The 18669-nt window shown below is 24.9% G+C and carries 18 protein-coding genes; 9 read left to right on the top strand and 9 right to left on the bottom strand.

Going from position 1 to position 18669, the window contains the following annotated elements:
- Positions 1-15 precede the first annotated feature (15 nt).
- Both V2E26_RS01330 and V2E26_RS01325 read right to left on the bottom strand, forming a co-directional pair.
- Positions 16-2220 carry a putative immunoglobulin-blocking virulence protein gene (locus V2E26_RS01330; protein WP_330463649.1) on the bottom strand — a complete coding sequence of 735 codons (2205 nt, stop codon included), beginning with the start codon at positions 2218-2220 and terminating at the stop codon, positions 16-18.
- Between the two features lie 136 nt (positions 2221-2356).
- Positions 2357-3238 (bottom strand): DegV family protein, encoded by an 882-nt coding sequence (locus V2E26_RS01325; RefSeq protein WP_330463648.1) that lies wholly within the window; start codon positions 3236-3238, stop codon positions 2357-2359.
- A gap of 248 nt (positions 3239-3486) precedes the next feature.
- Here V2E26_RS01325 and tyrS point away from each other — a divergent pair, with 248 nt between their 5' ends.
- The 4 genes from tyrS to dcm all read left to right on the top strand — a co-directional run bounded on the left by tyrS (position 3487) and on the right by dcm (position 7383).
- A complete protein-coding gene (gene tyrS, locus V2E26_RS01320; RefSeq protein WP_330463647.1) occupies positions 3487-4728 on the top strand; it encodes a tyrosine--tRNA ligase in 1242 nt (413 codons plus the stop codon).
- A gap of 16 nt (positions 4729-4744) precedes the next feature.
- Positions 4745-5812, top strand: a complete 1068-nt coding sequence (locus tag V2E26_RS01315; RefSeq protein ID WP_330463646.1) for an alanine/ornithine racemase family PLP-dependent enzyme — start codon at positions 4745-4747, stop codon at positions 5810-5812.
- A gap of 181 nt (positions 5813-5993) precedes the next feature.
- Positions 5994-6395 carry a Bsp6I family restriction endonuclease gene (locus V2E26_RS01310; RefSeq protein ID WP_330463645.1) on the top strand — a complete coding sequence of 134 codons (402 nt, stop codon included), beginning with the start codon at positions 5994-5996 and terminating at the stop codon, positions 6393-6395.
- A gap of 43 nt (positions 6396-6438) precedes the next feature.
- Positions 6439-7383 (top strand): DNA cytosine methyltransferase, encoded by a 945-nt coding sequence (dcm, locus tag V2E26_RS01305; protein WP_330463644.1) that lies wholly within the window; start codon positions 6439-6441, stop codon positions 7381-7383.
- A gap of 68 nt (positions 7384-7451) precedes the next feature.
- Here the strand turns inward: dcm and rplS are convergent, their stop codons facing one another.
- The 3 genes from rplS to rpsP are packed head-to-tail and all read right to left on the bottom strand — an operon-like array spanning position 7452 to position 8740.
- Positions 7452-7805: a 50S ribosomal protein L19 gene (gene rplS / locus V2E26_RS01300; protein ID WP_330463643.1), complete on the bottom strand. Its 354-nt coding sequence runs from the start codon at positions 7803-7805 to the stop codon at positions 7452-7454.
- A complete protein-coding gene (gene trmD / locus V2E26_RS01295) occupies positions 7795-8472 on the bottom strand; it encodes a tRNA (guanosine(37)-N1)-methyltransferase TrmD (RefSeq protein ID WP_330463642.1) in 678 nt (225 codons plus the stop codon). Before trmD ends, rplS begins: the two co-directional genes overlap by 11 nt.
- A 7-nt stretch (positions 8473-8479) precedes the next feature.
- Positions 8480-8740, bottom strand: a complete 261-nt coding sequence (gene rpsP, locus V2E26_RS01290; protein ID WP_330463641.1) for a 30S ribosomal protein S16 — start codon at positions 8738-8740, stop codon at positions 8480-8482.
- Between the two features lie 187 nt (positions 8741-8927).
- On the opposite strand from rpsP, the gene cdd reads away from it, so the two are divergent.
- The 3 genes from cdd to V2E26_RS01275 are packed head-to-tail and all read left to right on the top strand — an operon-like array spanning position 8928 to position 10988.
- Positions 8928-9332: a cytidine deaminase gene (gene cdd, locus V2E26_RS01285; RefSeq protein WP_330463640.1), complete on the top strand. Its 405-nt coding sequence runs from the start codon at positions 8928-8930 to the stop codon at positions 9330-9332.
- 15 nt (positions 9333-9347) lie between these two features.
- Positions 9348-10397 (top strand): helix-turn-helix domain-containing protein, encoded by a 1050-nt coding sequence (locus V2E26_RS01280; protein WP_330463639.1) that lies wholly within the window; start codon positions 9348-9350, stop codon positions 10395-10397.
- A 27-nt stretch (positions 10398-10424) separates the two neighbouring features.
- On the top strand, positions 10425-10988 hold the full coding sequence (locus V2E26_RS01275; RefSeq protein ID WP_330463638.1) for an NAD(P)H-dependent oxidoreductase: 564 nt from the start codon (positions 10425-10427) through the stop codon (positions 10986-10988).
- 80 nt (positions 10989-11068) lie between these two features.
- On the opposite strand, the gene V2E26_RS01270 is transcribed toward V2E26_RS01275, so the two are convergent.
- The 4 genes from V2E26_RS01270 to V2E26_RS01255 are packed head-to-tail and all read right to left on the bottom strand — an operon-like array spanning position 11069 to position 15455.
- The gene (locus V2E26_RS01270; RefSeq protein WP_330463637.1) at positions 11069-11635 is read right to left on the bottom strand and encodes a hypothetical protein; all 567 of its coding nucleotides are present in this window, start codon (positions 11633-11635) and stop codon (positions 11069-11071) included.
- Positions 11636-11657: 22 nt separating this feature from the next.
- Positions 11658-12122 (bottom strand): variable surface lipoprotein, encoded by a 465-nt coding sequence (locus tag V2E26_RS01265; RefSeq protein ID WP_330463636.1) that lies wholly within the window; start codon positions 12120-12122, stop codon positions 11658-11660.
- Positions 12115-14475, bottom strand: coding sequence for an OppA family ABC transporter substrate-binding lipoprotein (locus tag V2E26_RS01260; protein WP_330463635.1), 2361 nt, complete (start codon positions 14473-14475; stop codon positions 12115-12117). The genes V2E26_RS01265 and V2E26_RS01260 overlap by 8 nt, the downstream gene beginning before the upstream one ends.
- A 26-nt stretch (positions 14476-14501) precedes the next feature.
- Positions 14502-15455, bottom strand: a complete 954-nt coding sequence (locus tag V2E26_RS01255; protein ID WP_330463634.1) for a ZIP family metal transporter — start codon at positions 15453-15455, stop codon at positions 14502-14504.
- A 112-nt stretch (positions 15456-15567) separates the two neighbouring features.
- Here V2E26_RS01255 and V2E26_RS01250 point away from each other — a divergent pair, with 112 nt between their 5' ends.
- Together V2E26_RS01250 and V2E26_RS01245 are read left to right on the top strand one after the other, a co-directional pair.
- Complete coding sequence (locus tag V2E26_RS01250; RefSeq protein ID WP_330463633.1) at positions 15568-17433, top strand: MAG3240 family lipoprotein; 1866 nt, start codon at positions 15568-15570, stop codon at positions 17431-17433.
- A 3-nt stretch (positions 17434-17436) separates the two neighbouring features.
- The gene (locus V2E26_RS01245) at positions 17437-18447 is read left to right on the top strand and encodes an HxHSH motif-containing lipoprotein (RefSeq protein WP_330463632.1); all 1011 of its coding nucleotides are present in this window, start codon (positions 17437-17439) and stop codon (positions 18445-18447) included.
- The last annotated feature ends 222 nt before the right edge of the window (positions 18448-18669 follow it).

Below are 18669 nucleotides of genomic sequence, written 5' to 3'. Positions count from 1 at the left end.
CCTTAATTTTTTGATTTAGTTAAAAGAATTGTCGCTTGCAAATTCTACTTTATAACCATTTGATTCAAGTTGAGATTTAAGTTCATTTGAACCTTCATATACTTGAATTGGTGCTGAAATTTTTGTTAATCTTAATAGAACGCTTAAGTTTGTTAATGCTAAGTTGCTTAATCTGCTTGTTCCGGAAATTCTAATAGCTTGTGTTAGTTGTCCGTTACTAAATTCTATTTTAGTTTTAGGTTGTGCCATTGGTGGCTCATTAATTGCCATAACTGTACTAAGTTGAGATTTATCTAATTCATCTCCAGATATTTCAAAATAATCATTATTGTTAAATAATTTTAGATTTTTTAATTTACGGCTTGCATTGCTTGCTTTAATATAGTCATAAAACTTCATGCCTTTTAATGATTTTATTGATGGTGCACGTGAAAAATCCAATCTTGTTGGATAGCTATTGCCACCTTCATTGGTGTCAGGATTTAATCCGGGACCAAATCCACCTTGGAAAATACCTTCATTATTTCTAACATAATATGCCATTCTTAAACCTTCATTTATTCTTTTGAAGATATCTGGTTCATTTTTCAATATATCACTTTCTTCAAAAGCAAGAGTATTGAAAGTTATTCTTGTAGCAATATCTGCTCCAGGTTTATTTTCACGGCTAACGTTATAATCCATTGTATTAACTCATTCTACTTTTCTTAAAGCTAAAGGATTTAAGGTTCAATCATCTAATAACGAGTTTCCTAAAGTGTATAACGCCAATTCCTTAATATGTTTTGATTCTAATTCAATTAATGAAGATGTATTTGTTGCTCTATGGTCAAAGAATAATTCTAATTGAGGTAATTGATCAGGTAGAACTTTTAATATTTCTCTGAATTTTTGGTTAACATCTTTTTTACCCATATTTTTAATACGGTATGATGTAATTTCAACGCCATTATTTTTTAACTCTTCAATTAATTTTTTAGTCTTAGCATAACCACTTTGATTTGCTGCATCAATTTCAACCACATATCCACTATTTAGTTTTCCATCAATAGGTTTATCTCTTTTTAATTCAGCAATTGAAATTCCATCAGCATGACTAACGTTATATTTTTTAAACTTAGGATCATCTGTAACATCGGTTTTTGTTCATCCTCTGTAATTTCCATTTTTAATATCATCAGGGTTTCTAGCTCAGTGGTCTTCAATACTGAAAGCACGACGTTCTTTATTATCTCTTTCCATTCTTGAAGTTACTTTATTATAACCAGGAGCAGGTTCGTATGTATATGAATCTAATTCTCCATTTTCGTTTATATATGCATTATCAGCAGTTGCTGTAAAACCTTGTTTTAACTGAGCTTCTGCTCCCCTTGACAATTTATTAAATTTAGTATAATCTAAATTTTTGATTAATCAGGCATATTTTACATTTTGACTTGAAAACTGTTTTGGTTTTCTATATTCAGCAGCGGCTTCAGGAGTTAAAAAGTTAATAACTTTTGGACTATCTAATAAACGTTTAAATTTATCTAGTATTTTTTGTCATACTGCAAAATTATTTCTTATATGGGCTTCAGGATCAAATTGTGGTGAAGGATCAGATAAAATATCATTAGTAAAATTAGAGAAGTAATTTTTTAATCCAATTCCTTCTTTATTTACTAAATCTTTAGCAGTAGCGTTTTTTAACTCTTCAGTAACTTCTATGTTTTTAATATCTCCAACAATATGATTTAAATAAGGATTTAGGTTTGTAATACCTGCATCTATATCTCTTTTGTCTAACGGTCTAGAAGGGGCCGGAGTTACTTCAGCAACTACTTGTACCCCATTAATTTCTATAATAACTCTTTCTGTAGATTTAGGTTTATTAGGATTGGGGGGTGTAGGTTTTGGTTTTGGTGGTACAGGAGTTGGTTTAGGAGGTGTGGGCGTTGGGGCTGGTGTTGGCTTTGGTGTAGGTTTTGGTTGTTCAACCACCGGGGGAGTTTCAGCTTCTTTTAGTCTACGATCCGTTATTGAAATATTTGCATTTGTTACGTCTGGCGTGCCTTTGTGGAAAATTTCAGGATTTGCTCCATTTTGATTTTTATATTCAATACCGTTTTTATTTTTTTGATTTGACGCAAAAATAACTGAACCAAAAACAGCTGATCCAATTAATGTTCCACTAAAAATCAAAGACATTATTTTACGTTTTTTATTTTTAAATATAGCCATAGTTCACCATCCATTAAATACTTTTATTTTTTAAAATCATCTTTAAAATATTATGATTTTAAATTAAAAACAATATATAAATTTTACTACTTATTTTTTTATAAAAAAATAATAAAAAGGCAATGTTATTGCCTACTTATCATTTTTTACAGTAATGTAAGAACTTATCTTTTATTTTTTCATCGATATCCACAATTGATACACAAACCGCTCCAATTCCCGTATGAACAGATATATCGACAGGCAAATCAATAGAATAGATTTCAATTTCATCATTAATAATTGATCTAAATGATTCAATAAGCTTATCGATCATTTGATTTTCAGCATGTGCAACGAATAAATATTTATTTTTAATATTATCTTTGTTTTGGCTTCACATTTCTGAAACAGTTTTTTCAAGAGATTTAGTAAATACTCTTCCAATTCCTTCTTTTTCTAACTTACCATTATCAAAAGCTATAAGTGGAACTATTTTTAAAAGTTTAGCTACAACAGCAGCTGCTTTTGATAATCTTCCACCTTTTACTAATGCATCATTAAATTGAGGAATTAATATTAATTTTTTATTGTTTTCATCAAAGATTTTAATTGCTTCCTCAAAAGGTATTCCATTTTTAATTTCTTCTTCAAATGTTAATAAATCTTTTAAAATTAAGAAGGAAAGTTTTTTAGAATCAACTATAAAAACTTTTTCATTATCTTGAAATTGAGTAATTAAAAAAGAATTTTGAGAAGATAAGTGTTTTGAGATTGAATAGATTAAAATTTTGTCATATTCTTCTAAATATTGTGAAACAACCTGTTCGTTTATAGCAGGTGATGATGCTGAAGTTGCTGCATCCATTTTTCTATTTTTATTTCACATTTCAGCAAAATCCTTAATGAAAATTTCTTTTCCAATTAAGTAATTTTTTCCATCAAGTTGACATTGTAGCGGAATGAAACCTCAACCTAATTGATTTGCTTGTGCTTCGGTAAGTCCTGAAGATGAATCTACAATTATTTTAACTTTCATATTTTCTCCTAAATAACTAAATTATATGTTGATTAATATAACAATTATATATGTTATTTTTTTAAAATAGAAATTGTTTATTTTTAACCTTAATTAATTAAATATTAATAAATCATTAAAAGTTGATGGAAATTTATATTTAAAGATAAAACCTTTTATATATAATAATTAGTAATATTTAATATTTTTCTTTTCTATAAATTCCTTATGGAATTAAATAGAAAATATCAAAGAAATGAAAGGTATATATGCCATCAAATTTTATAAAAGAATTAAGACAAAGAAAAATTCTTAATAATTTATCAAATGAAGATAAATTTTTAAATATTCCAAAGGATTCAGGTGTTTATATCGGGTTTGATCCAACTGCCAAAAGTCTTCATTTAGGAAACTATTTGCAAATTGCAACTTTATTGCGTTTCAAAAATGAAGGTTATAAAGTTTTTGCAATTTTAGGTGGAATTACTGGAATGATTGGAGATCCAAGTTTTAGAAATAGTGAAAGAAAATTCTTAGATCTAAAAACAATTAAAGAAAATAAAAATGCTATTAAAAAACAATTAAAGAAATTTGGATTAACTGTTATTGATAATCTTGAATTCTATAAGGATATGAGTCTTATTAATTTTTTATCAGAAGTTGGAAAATTAATAAATGTAAATTATTTACTTGAAAAAGAAAGTATTGCAACGAGATTAAATAACGGACTTACTTTTACTGAATTTAGTTATCAATTAATTCAAGGTTGAGATTTTAAAAATTTATACGAAAAATACAACGTTAGAATTCAAGCTGGCGGTTCTGATCAATGAGGCAATATTACAACTGGATTAGAATTTATTAGAAAAATACATGGTGAAAGTGCTAATGCTGTTGCTTTAACAATTAATCTTTTAACTGATGAAAATGGAGCAAAATTTGGTAAATCAACAGGTGGTGGGTCTTTATGAATTGATAAAAAAATGACAAGCCCATATGCTTTATATCAATTCTTACTAAACCAGGCAGATTCAAAAGTGGATGAATATTTAAAAACATTAACTTTTTTAACATTAAATCAAATTGAAAAGATAATGGCTGAACACGACGAAGCAAAATACAAACGTTTAGCTCAAAAAACTTTAGCTTTTGAAGTAGTAAAAAATATTCATGGTTTAAGATATGCAAATCAATCTAAAAAAATTAGTGAAATATTGTTTTCAAAAAGTAACAAAAGCTTAACATTAGCTGATCTTGAATTAATCAAGAATACTATACCAACATTTGGTATCAAACAAGAAACAAAATTTATTGATTTTATAAAAGAAGTAAATATAACTTCTTCAAATCGAGAAACAAGAGAATTTTTGAGTAAGAAATCATTTTCAATAGATAATAAAGTGATTGAAGATGAAAATGAGATAATCAAGTTTGAAAATTACAATGGCAAATATGCTGTATTGAAAAAAGGCAAAAAAGATTTTTATATATTAGAAAATAAAATAATGTAATGTAAGGTGATAAATAATGAGTTTTCCTAAGATTGTTATAAACGAAACAAAATTTAAAAATAATGTTAAAAAAGCAATTGAAATTTGTTCTAAACAAAATATTGATGTTTTAGCCGTAACAAAAGGTTTTTGTGGAAATAGAAGAATGGCTGAACTTTATCATGAAGCCGGAATAAAAAAATTTGGTGATTCAAGATTGGATAATTTTGAAATTTATAAAGATATTCCAGGACATAAACAGCTTTTAAGAATTCCAATGATTTCAGAAATTCCTAGAATGTTAGAATTGTGTGATTCATCGTTAAATGGTGATATAAATGTAATTGAAAAGATAAGTGATTATGTATTAGAAAAAAATTTAAAGCCACACGAAATTGTTTTAATGGTAGATTTAGGCGATAGAAGAGAAGGTTATTTACCTGAAGAAACTTTAGAGATAGCTAAAAAAATACAAGATCTTAAGGGTGTTAAATTAATTGGTTTAGGTTGCAACTTTGGTTGCTATGGTGCAAGAATTCCATCAGACCAATCAATGGCAGAATTTGTAAAATTACAACACCAAATCGAAGATGAATTAAATATAAAATTAACTCATATGTCTGGTGGTAACTCTTTGAGCTTACATATGGTTTGAGAAGATAGAATGCCAAAAGAAATAAATGTGCTAAGAATGGGATTTGCAATGATTTTTGGAACAGAAGATATGTACCGTGAAACTATAAAGGGGATGTATCGTGATGCTTTCCGTTGTGAGGCTGAAGTTATTGAAGTTGATTTTAAATCTTCATTACCAATAGGTGCTTGTGGAATAGATGCTTTTGGTCATGTTCCTTATTTTGAAGATATAGGAGATATAAAAAGATTAATACTAGGAATTGGTAAATTAGATACTATGTTTGATGCTATGATTCCATACGACAAGGATTTAAAAATCTTAGGTGGTTCATCTGATCATTTAATTATTAATGCACAAGATAGTAAGATTGAATATAAACCTGGTGATATTATAAAATTTGATTTAGACTGAGGAAGTTTATTGTATTTATTTAACTCTTCATATGTTGAAAAAGAATTTGAAAAATAAAGCATGTTTGATAACATGTTTTTTTATTAAAAGTTTAAATAAGTAATTTTATAAATCAAATTGTTCTTATAATTTATTAAGAAATTATGAAAAATATTAGAAATAAAAATACAGAGTTTGTGTTTGAGATGTAAAAGACTTAAATTCATTGATCAAAAAGCATTATACTAGAGGGGTCAATTTGCATGAGGCTATAACCGAGAATTTAGCTTGCATATTGAATAATTATAAATTAAGATCTTCGTGCGGTGGGAGTGAAGACGCCATTACAATTGATAATAAAAAAGTACAAATAAAAGCAACCAGCAATTATGATGATGATTTAACTTCTTTTGGTCCTAAAAGCACATTTGATATATTAGAATTTTTAAGATCAAATTTGGAAGAAGATGAATTTTATTGCTATAGAATACCAATAGAAAATTTGGGCATAATTAGAGTAAATAAATATAAAACTTTTAATCAAAAACAATCATTAGGGCAAAGACCGCGTTTTTCTATTATTGAAAAAATAATAAAGAACGAAAATCAAAAATGTTACGCAATTATAGATATGAAGACAGGAGATGTTGAAATATTTTAAAAGTTTTAAACTTGAATTATTGTTTATTTACAGAGGTATAAAAATGAAAAGATATAGGATTGCAAGTTTTTTTGCAGGAGTTGGTGGCATTGATTTAGGGTTTAAAAAACTAGGTGATGTTATTTATGCAAATGAGTATAATAAAAATGCCGTTATAACTTATGAGAATAATTTTGATTTAACAGTAGATAATAGAGATATAAGATGTATAAATGAAGAAGAAATTCCTTCATTTGATATTATGATTGCTGGCTTTCCTTGTCAAGCGTTTTCGATTGCTGGATATAGACAAGGTTTTAATGACGAAAAAGGTCGCGGTAATCTATTTTTTGATTTAGAAAGAATTTTTAAAGCAAAACAACCTGAAATAATTTTTTTAGAAAACGTTAAAAATTTAGTTAGTCATGATGACGGTAAAACCTTTAAAATCATTTTGCAATCACTAGAAAGTCAAAAATATTATGTAAAGTACAAAGTTTTAAACACCATGGAATACGGAAACACTCCTCAGAATCGTGAAAGAATTTATATTATTGCTTTTAAAGATAAAAAAATCTGAGAAAAATTTGAGTCTCCAAAACCCATACATTTAAATAATAAAATTACTGATTTAATAGATTATGAAATTGTTGAAGATAAATATTTCTATACAAAAGATAATTTTAAATATTTTGATATTTTGGAAGAAAAAATGAATAATGATAAAACAGTTTATCAATGGAGAAGACAATACGTGAGAGAGAACAAATCGAATGTTTGTCCAACTCTAACAGCTAATATGGGCACAGGCGGGCATAATGTTCCTCTAATAATAACTAAAAAAGGCATTAGAAAATTAACTCCTAAAGAATGCTTTTTATTTCAAGGATTTCCTAAGGAATATAAATTACCCAACATTGCTAATTCACATTTATATAAACAAGCAGGTAATTCTGTATCTGTTTCTGTTATCAAAAGGATAGTTGATAATATTATAAAAATACTATAAACATTTTTTCGATTTTCAAGATTAAATAAAAAAAGCACATTGACTGTGCTTTTTTAAAAAAATATAAATTATTTTCTTTTGATTTCTTTCAATCTTGTGCTTTTTCCTTTAAGACCTCTCATGTAGTAAAGTTTAGCTCTTCTAACTTTATTTTTTCTTGTAACTTCAATATTTGAAATTAAAGGTGAGTTAATCTTAAATACACGTTCAACACCAACACCATATGAATCTTTTCTAACGGTAATAGATTTATTAATACCTTCACCATAAGAAGCAATAACTAAACCTTCAAATACTTGAATTCTTTCTTTATCACCTTCTTTAATTCTAACGTGAACTCTAACAACATAACCTTCTCTAATTTGTGGTAAGTCGGTTCTAATTTGATCTTTTTCTACAAGTTCTAATAAATTACTTCTCATTTTTAATCCTTTCTATTATATCTTTACGATTTTTCAAAGTTTTTAAATAAGCATGCTCATCACGTCATTCTTTTATTAATTTGTGATTTCCTGATAATAATACTGCTGGAACTTTTAAACCTTTATATTCTGCAGGTTTTGTATATTGAGGATAATCTAACAATCCTTCATTTTCAAAACTTTCATTTTGATGACTGGTTTTTCTCAATACTCCTGGAACTAATCTTGAAACTGCTTCAGTGATTACCATAGCTGGAATTTCTCCTCCAGTTAGAATAAAATCACCAATAGATAATTCTTCATCAACAAAATTTAAAACGCGTTCATCAAAACCTTCATAATGACCACAAACTAAAGTTATTTCATTATATTTTGATAACTCATGAGCTTTCTTTTGGTCAAAAGTTTTTCCTTGAGGGCTGACTAGAATTTTATAACTATTAGGAACAGTTTCTAAAGCTAAATCAATTGGTTCTACTTGTAAAAGCATACCATCACCGCCACCATAAACTGTATCATCAACTTTGTTTCTTTTTTCTTTAGAAAAAGTTCTAAAATCAATAATATTTAATTCTAGGTGTCCAAGCTTAATTGCCTTAGCAATAATACTATAATCTTTAAATGTTTCAAAGTACTTTGGAAATAATGTGAGTATGTTTATTTTCATAATTTAATTATTTGTTTTTATTTTCAATGTATTTTTTGTAGAAATCATTTCTTTTTAATAGAGTTCTAACTGTTTCTGTTGGTTTAGCACCGTTGTTTAAATATGTTGTTGTTAATTCTTCGTTTAAAAATAATTGTTTTGTATGTGGGTCATAGTGCCCTAATTCATCGATAAATTTACCATCACGCGGAGCTCTTGCATCAGATGCAACAACTTTATAAGTAGCGTGAAATTTTTTACCGGTTCTTTTTAATCTTAATTTAACCATGGCTGTCCTTTCTTTTTTTTGCATTAAATCTATATTTTTTTAAATTTATGAAAATATTTTACCATAAAAAAAAGTGTTAAGCAAAAATACTTAACAGTTTATATTTTTTTATTTTTTTACTAGTTTTTTTAAACATAGTTTAAACTCTTTTGAAATTGAATTTTTAAAGTGGTAAAATAATAGTATTATGACAAAAGAACTATTAAAAGAAAAACTAAATTACTCATATAGCCCATTTTCAAAAGTTAGAGTCGCTGCAGTAGCAATCGATAAAAATGGAAATGAATATTATGGTGTGAACTGTGAAAATGCTGCATATCCTAGTGGATTATGTGCGGAACGTTCAGCATTATTTGGCTCAGTCGTTCATGGTGCAGAGGTTGGTACATTTAAGGAATTACACATAATTAGTAATTTAAACAAAGTATTGTATCCTTGTGGAGCTTGCAGACAAGTTATGTCACAATTTTTATTATCAAATGCAAAAATCATTTTACATTCAACTGATTTAAAACAAGAATTAACTTTTACTATGGAAGAATTATTACCTTCTGGAGTAAAAGAAGAAGATATTATTGCTAAAGAAATCTAAACAATGGAGAAACAAATGAAATTAGATCACATTTGCGATTTGAAGCATATTCATTTACACGGAACTAATTTTGGTGAAGAAATCTTATTTTACTTAAATAAATTTTCAATGTCTCAAAAAGAATTAGCTCAAAGATTAGGATTAAGCACTCAGTATGTTTACATCATAATTAACAGTAAAACAAACGTGAATTTAAGTATTTCAATAATTGAAGGATTAGAAAATGTATTTAATCTTGAATTAGGAACGCTTGCTGAGGTATATTCAATCTATGCAAATAAAGAAAAAGTAGAAGCAGAAAATATTGAGTTGCTTCTAAAAAACTATGGCGAGGATTTTATAATTGAAAATCCAAGCTTACCGCTTGTTGGTAATATAAAGCTAACAAAAGATATGTCTATCAGTAAAAAATTAATGATAATGAATAGATTTTATGGTGTTGCTGATCTAAAAAATTATTACCAATATTTAAAAGAAAATGCTTTAGCAGATGAAAGTATTTATGCAAATCCAAATAGTAAGGTTTGAATAAGATTTTGTGAACTATCAGTTTTTGATGCAATTAAAGACAAACAAATTGGAGTTTTTAGAAAAAACACGTTTGAAATTATTTATAAAAAAGTAATCAAAATTATTTGCAATGAATCTAAAACCTTTAAACAAAAAATATTTGAATTACAAAATTATCTTTTAACAAAAGGAATAATATTAATAACGATGCCTTTTATTGATAAAAGTGATATAGCTGCAATTACATTTCATAAAGGTGCAAGAAGAATGATTTTTGTTTCAGATATTTACAATTGTGAAGCATTTATTTTTAATTACATTCTTCATGAAATAACTCACTGTTTTTTTGAAAACAAAAATGAAGAACAGATTGATCAAATTTATTCTCAAACGTACTTAAATATAAAAAATGAAATGAATTTTAATTATTCCGCAATTGATGATGGTTTATTGGCTTTTAAAAAATGTGAACAAATTAAGCATCAAGAAAGAAAAGGTGAAATTTGTGATGTTATCAAAAAAGTATTTTCAAAATATGAAAAAGTTTCTTTTTAAATAAAAAAAATAATTTTAAGGATTAAGATGAATGTATATTTAATAATGGCACATCCAACCAAGGAATCTTTTAATAATTCTTTAGCCGAAGCTTATGAAGCAAAATTAAAAACACTAGGAAAAAATGTTAAAAAAATTAATCTAATCGATTTAGAACTAAATCCTATTTTAATCAAAAATAATCAAGATGAAAAACAATTAAACATTATAAAAGAAGAGCAAGAAAAAATCAAATGAGCAGATGAAATTGTTTTCTTTTATCCGCTTTGATGAGGGTCAATCCCTGCTTTATTAAAAGGTTATATAGACAATGTTTTTCAGTCAGGATTTGCTTTTTCTTATCGTAAAGATGGGTCTGGATGAGATAAACTTTTAAAAAACAAAATAGTAAGAGTTTTTTCAACGTGTGATGCACCCTCTTGATTTATAACCACAATATATAAAAACACTGATTTTAGAATGATTAAAACAGCAATATCGTGATTTACAGGTATGAAATTAAAACAAGCTAAAAGAATTGATAAATTATATAAACATAACAAAGAAGAAAGAGAACAAATAATTAAAAAAATAATCTCAAAAATTAAATAAGCGCCGATTAAACAAAATTAAAGTATTAAAAAAGTTAACATTGTGCAATGTTAACTTTTTTCTATATGTTATTATTCATTTTATTCGTCTAAATATATATATTCTTCAGCTTCTACAGCCATTCTACCTTTATATATTTTATCAGGACATCTTAATACATATCTAATTGCTGTTTTATGTTTTATATTGTCTTCAACAACGAACTCCATTTCTAATTTATGACCATTTAAGTATCCAAATTTTTTGCCTTCAACACTAACAAAATTAAAATATTTTTTAAATTGTTCATTTTGTTGAACTCTGTTAAAAGTATATTCTGGTGTTATTGATTGGCTAGATACTCCTGAATCTTGAGGATAACTATCTTTTCTTATTTTTTTAATAATTTCCATTCTTTCTTCATAACTCAAAAGCTGGCCTGCAGGAGTTAAATTAAATAAGAATGATTCTTTTACTTCTTGTAATTGCGAAGAAGATAGGAAACCGCTATTTGTTGTAGTTTCAGATTTGCCGGTAGTAGATGATGAAGTTTCTTCTTTTTCATCAATTAATTGTTTTTTATCGTTATTACCACAAGAAGCTACAAATAGAGGAGTTGCAACACCTATTATTGATCCTAAGGATATCATTAATTTTCTTTTTTTCATATATTTAAATTATACTGTAAAATTAGTCGATTTCTAATTTAACAATTCCCTCATGTTCTTTTTCATCGTTTCTATCCACACATATTATTTCATACTTAATTGCAGGAGTTTGATTATCAAAAATTAATTCAAAATTATACTTATGAGATGAACCAAATCCATTTAATTTATGGAATTTAAAAGCAAAATTCTTTTTAAATTCATCATTTCAGTTAATAATCAACTGTGAGTTATTTTTAGTATTGTCTCTTGATCTTGTTAATTTATCTCATAAATCATTTAGAGCATTATTTTTAACCAATTCTTGGCCATCATCTGTTAATCTAAAGTCAAATTTATTAACTATTTCTTGTATTTGTGAAGAAGTTAAAAGTTGGACTTTTTCCTTTCTTTCGTTATTATCGACGCATGAAAGTGAAATTAATGGTAATGAAACTAAACTGATTGTTGAAAGTGATGATAATAATATTTTTCTATTTTTATTCATTAATTTCTCCTTTTATCTTTATATCTTGGAAGTAGTTTAAATTATTTCATCCTATTGGTTTTTCAAAATGCTTTTGGAAAACTATTTTAGAATAACTATCAATATTAATTTGATTATCAAATGAAATAGTATAACTAATTAAGTTAGAAATTTCATTAATTAGATTTAACTGATTTTCTATTTTTAAATTACTTAAATAATTTCTAAATAATGATTTACTTTCCTCACTTAAATCTTGTGTTATATCAATTTTATTTAAATTTAAAAATTCTTTAAGAACGATTAATTCTTTGTAAATTTCTTTGAATTCTTCTTTGCCTTCGAATAGTGTATTTAACAAAATAGATAAGTTATTTTCTTTATTTAAGATTTGTGAATATAAATATTCAACTGAATTACCTTCGAAAATATTGAATTTCGATTCCTTGTAGATTGAATTATTAGACTTAAAGAAGATATTATATTTTTCAAAATTATCTATTGGTGTTATTTCTATTTTTAACCTTCTATCAATTGAATTAAAGATTTTTTTTATTAAACGAAGTCTATCTTCAACAAATTGATTTTTTGTTTTTATTAAAATAGGAATATTAACAAATGCTTCTTTATCATTAGTGTTACTTGTAAAAAAATCATTTAAGATATTTTTTAGACTTTTTGAAATTTCATCAAATCAATTTGATTTTATTTTTTCTTCAATAAAAATTAAATTTGGATTAGTTAAATTATTTTTATTTTGATATTGGAATGTGTTTTTTATTTTAATTCCTTTGTGATCAAATATTATAGGTTTTGAAATATTAATAAAAGCATCTTTAATTTCTTCAATATTTAATACCTTATTTTTTCCTTCAAGTTTTAAATTTTCTGGGGCTTGTGATAATCAAATATCTTTATTATTTTCAACAAGAGCATATTGATTTATCAAATTATTAAAAAGACTTTGGAATCAAATATTTTTTGAAGAAATTTCTAAATTATTACTTTTATTCAAACCGTAAAACATTTTAATAAAAGTTTTGTTCATTAACTTAGTTTCTAAGTTTGGTAAATAGTTAATTATAATAGGATTATTCATAGAAAATCTATTGTAATTTTTTAAGTATGAAAAATTGTATTTCTTAAAATTATTCAATATAAATTGTTTTTCGTCAATATTTAAAGTTTCATAATCTATTTTTGAAATTATATTTTGTTTAAAAGCATTTAATGATTGTAATGAAAAAGTATTTGGTGATAATGGTAAGGAATTATATTGAATTGTTATTTTGTTTGGAATGTTTTTTTCATTATTAATATAGTTTTTATTAATATTTAGAATTGTTTCATTATTATCCATTTTTGAAATGTAATAATTTGATGCAAACAACCTATCTTTAAAACTTTTTCCATATTCAAAAAATCAATTAATATTATCCATTGGATTTCCGTAATTTTTATAAATAATTTCAAAGGGTATAGCATCAAAATAATTTTGAATTATAAAAAGATTTTCAAAAATATCAGTTCAATCAACAAATGAATCATCAAGAGTTTTCAAAGTTATTGAATCTTCGCTAAAATCAAATAATTTTTTAATGTCAATTTTTTTGTCATATAAATATTGATATAAATCAAATCCATCAATGTTATTATTCATATCTTTATATTGATCGATGTTAATCGATTTTTCTTCGACATAACCGTGTCTAAAAGATTTATTTTTTAATAAATTAGCAAATAAACCAAGTCTAAAAGAATTTATATTAATTTTATTATCTTGATTAGCTTTTTTCTTATTGTAATCAATTCACACATTATCAAGATTTTTTGATTTAATTTCTATTGATTTTGCATTTTGTAATGCTTTTTTAAAATCATTGTGGTTAATAGAATTTTGATTTGATGAAGGAATAAATAAAAAGGGGCTATCAAAACCGTTTCCTTTTTCTTTTTTTGGTTTAAAAATACCATTTTCTTTATTATCATTTTCATATTCATATTGAACATCATCAATTTCGTCGTTAGAAAAAATAAAATCATTGTTTTCGGTTGATATATTTATTTGGTTTGCTCATTCAAACTTATAAGAAAGTTCTGAAGGGATGATTACAATGTTATCTCTAAAATCAATTAATGGTTGATTGCTTGATTTTATACGAAATAATTTAGCAGAAGTTGCTAAATTAATTTCATGTATATTTTTAGATACGTAGTTGTTTGCAAGATAGCTAAAGTCTTTATAGTCATTTGCAAAGTTATTTTTTTCAATAAAATGATATTTATCTTGATTAAAATCATTTTTTTGACATGCTATTAAAAAAGTTGGAGTTAATAAAAATGTTGTACTTAATAAAGAAAATATTTTTTTCATTTTTTTAATCTCCTTTTTTCATTTTTTTATAAATGTGTGTGAAAACTTAATAACATAATTGTTAAAACAATTGATAAGCCAAAAATAATTAATGTACGGTACAAAGTTTTTGTATCTTTATTTCTAATGTGAATAAATTCAGGTATTAATTCAAACACAGCTGTGAATATTATGATTGAACCACCCATTATTAACAATGCTGACTGAATTCATTGTAAATTATTATTTAAAAATCTTCCTGTAAATGCTCCTAAAAATACAAAAGGAATAATTAATAGGAAAGTTAAAAAGTTATATAAAATAGCTTTTGATTTTTTCTCACCATATTGAATTTGTCTAAAATAAACTATTGCCATCTCAATCAAAATATGGATTGTAAAAGTTATTAACAACATCAATGAACTTGAAAATGTATTTTGTGCACTTATTATTTTAAAAATAGAATACCCAATAAAGAAACCATCAATAATTCTGTGACTTAATAATAAAAGTATTGCAAGTCATGCGGCTTTTGGATTATCAACGTCTTTAAAAGAAATTAAGTGATCTGAATGATTGTGATCTTCGTGTTTTGAATGAGGATCTATTTTTAATTTTTTAATAAATAGATATCTTCCGCCAATAACAAGTGTAAAACCTATTAAAGAACTTAGACCTATTATTGAAACAATTACAAGGGTTCTATTTATTTCGGATCCAAATTTTGCACTTCCACCATGTGTAAAGTTTTTAGCGATCTCATAACCTTCTCTTAAAAATCCAAATGCTCCAATCATCAAAAACATTCCGGTTGAAAATGCATACATGTAGATTAAAGAAGTGTTTTTTATTTTTGTTTTATCTTTATTTTTAATTAGAGCAAGTATTCCCATCATTATTAAAGGAAGAGACATTAATATTGGGATATAAACAAGTAAATTTAAAAATAATATAAGTTCAAAATTACTAGAAAAACTTGTATTTTGCCCAGTTATTATCATTTTTCCTCCTTTTTTAAACTTTTTAATAATAATTAAAATGTTAATTAAAACTAAATTATTATACAATAATTTTATAACTATAATATAAAAAAAAGTGATAAAATTAATAATTATGAAAATTAAAAACTTATTTTTTGGTGCAATTTCAGTTTTACCATTTTCAACAGTTCCTATCGCAGTTGCAAGTTGTTCAAATCCTAATAAAAAAGAAGTATATTTAGATATTAATAAAATATCAAGGCTATTTTTAAATAGGTTAAGTCTTAACCAAATTGCATCTTTAGAAAAAGATAAAAAAATATTTTACCACTTTGATAAAAATGGTAAACATTTTTTTGATGGCGTAAAAATTGAAGATCAAAAAATGTTTTTATTAAAAAATAATATATGAGTTCAATATGTACCTGATTTTCCAATAAGAAGTAATTGAAAACAACATATTACCGATAATGATAATATAAGAATTTTTGATTCAAATTCAAAAAGCAATATCAATGATTTTTTAAACGAATATACATTCGACGATGTTGATTCTGCCGGTGATTTTAATGATGAATGGTTTTCAAATCTATCCACAATTTATGGAAAGGATTTTAATAGAATTAGAGATCCTTATTTCGAAGATTTACAGACAATTATATTTAGATTAAATCAAGATATTAAGCTAAATTTCTCAACAATGAATAAAAGATATTTGGTTAATCATAAAAATGAAAAAACTTTTTTTTCTGATTGGATACAGCCGCAATATATTCAAGCACATACTTTTTTAAGTAATGAACACAAAAAACAAAGAGATACATTTAATCAACTATTAAAGTTATACTTAAATAAATTTAATGTTGATGTTGCTAGAATAGATATCAATTGAGCTGAGGCAGAAATTATTAAATCTTTTACTTCAAATGAAGATTATATTTCTTTTAAAATTAAGAGTATCAAAGATTGAAATAATAATGAATTATTGCAAGAGGATAAAAAAAATAATAAATATTATTTAAATGGATTTAGGAGCTATGCAACAAATGGAAAGTTTGGAGTTGGATTAAAAGGTTTAAACGAAGAACTTCCTTTATTTTCAGATTATGTTGAAAACCCGCTTTTATATATTGATGGTAAAAAATATTTAACCGTAATAGATAATATTAACCATTTTATAAAATCATCAACTTCTCCAGATTATTGAAACGCAAAAGGGCTAATGTACTTCTTTAATTCCTTTAAAGATGAAATATTTACAATCAAAATTCCTGAATATAAAAAAGATGAAGACTTAGAATATAAGGTAATCGATTTTGAATTTAGTGATTATTTTGATACAAATCAATTATTTAAAGCAATTGTTAAAGTCATTAAGAAAGATGGTAGTTTCCAAAAATATGTTTGAATTAGTTCGAATTTTGACGATCATGGTCATAGATTAAAAGGTATGATTACTAATAATAAAATTCCGCAAGAAATAAATCCTGATGATATTTATTCATTTAAGCCAACAAACACAGGTATTCCATCGGGCATTAAATTGGAAGATTTTATTTCTAATGATCCCCAAACTGCTTTTATGCAAGGATTAACAAATGCTTCTAATAAAATGACTGAATTATTTAATTATTGAAACAACGATAGTAGAAGAAATTTTGAAGCTTCATTGTTGAATAATGATTCATATCAAATAAAAGTTTTTAATTCATATGTAAATAATTATTTATTAGCATATGCATTGGAAAATAAAAAAGGAAAAACACTCAGTGGAATAAAAAGAATTGATATTAATTTAATACCTGAAAAAAATAAGTTAGGAAGATTATATTTTGAACTTAAATTTATTGAATTTGCAAATGATACTGATTATAAATTTATCAATAATGAAGAAAAATTAGTAGCTACTGCTTCGTTGTATTGAAATTACTTCAAAGGATTTGACGAAGAGGAAACAAAAAATGATTTTACATTGATTAATTTTGAAAGGGAAAAATAAACTATGAAGAAAATAAAAAAGATTCTATTACCACTTTTTACTTTATTAACTCCCTTGCCTTTGATAACCATTTCATGTATTGAATACCCTAATGATAAAGAAGATTTATCTTTAGGAAGTTCATTAGATAATAAAGATAATACAAAGGAAATACAATTAAAAAACATTTCTACAAATAATATCAAAGAAATTTATTTAAAAAAAATATCTAAAATCTTTACAAGTGTAAAAAATACTTATCGTAATTACAGAAAATATTATTATAAATTTATAAGAAAAATTGAAGCATTTAAAAATAAAGTGTCGGCTCTAATAGTTGATCAAGGTAATCCTAAAAATGCTGAAGCAATTCAAAATTTTTACCAAAAATGACTAGAAAATTTTGGTAAAGAAAAGACGAAATTGGCAAAACTATTTGATAAATATCAGTTAATTTTTCAAGACGTTGATGCAGTGCTAAATGATGTGAATTTAGTTTTTGATAATCAACAATTTTTAAAATTTATAGAAATCATTGATAAAAGACTTAGTGGAATTGATATTAATTTGGGTGAATTACAAAAAGCAATAAATTCATCATGAGATTTTTTAAAAAATAATTTATTCAATAAATCTAAAATTTCCACAATCGATAATTTGGAAACAATAAATATTGAAAGTGATAAAAACTCACACAGTCATTCACATGCTATAATAAATTTAATATTCGAAATGGGTCTTTGACATTTATTACTTAAGAAGAATGTAAAAGATGAAAACTTAATCAATGAATTTAAAAATGATTTCTTAATTTTAAAAGATAATGTAATTGATAATATTGGACAAAAAAATTACGAATCAGATTTTGAATTTATAATTAATTTATTTGAAAATGACATGGATTTCAATCAAGAAAATAATTTGATAAATATCAATTTTCAAGAAGAAAGCACAAGTTCATTAAATCAAATAAAAGAAATATTATTATCTATTGCAAAACAAGAAGGTATTGACAAAAATATTAATTTAGAATAAATATTAGAAAAAAATCAGAAGACACTAAAGGTTAATCATAAATAAATTAATTAAAGAAAAAAATAGCATGAATACTATTTAATAAATAAACTTTTAGATTTTAAAAAATATAAAATAACACAACCTAAAATTTCTTAATTAAGTCTATAAAAAAAGTTTTTAACCTAATTTTTTGTACAAATTTATAAAAATTTGTATTTTTTTTAAGCTTTTTTACTGGTT

The organism is Metamycoplasma gateae (assembly GCF_036352135.1).
Classification (GTDB): domain Bacteria; phylum Bacillota_I; class Bacilli_A; order Mycoplasmatales; family Metamycoplasmataceae; genus Metamycoplasma; species Metamycoplasma gateae.
The sequence above is the reverse complement of the archived record's forward strand: the minus strand, read 5'-3'. Positions and strand labels throughout refer to the sequence as shown.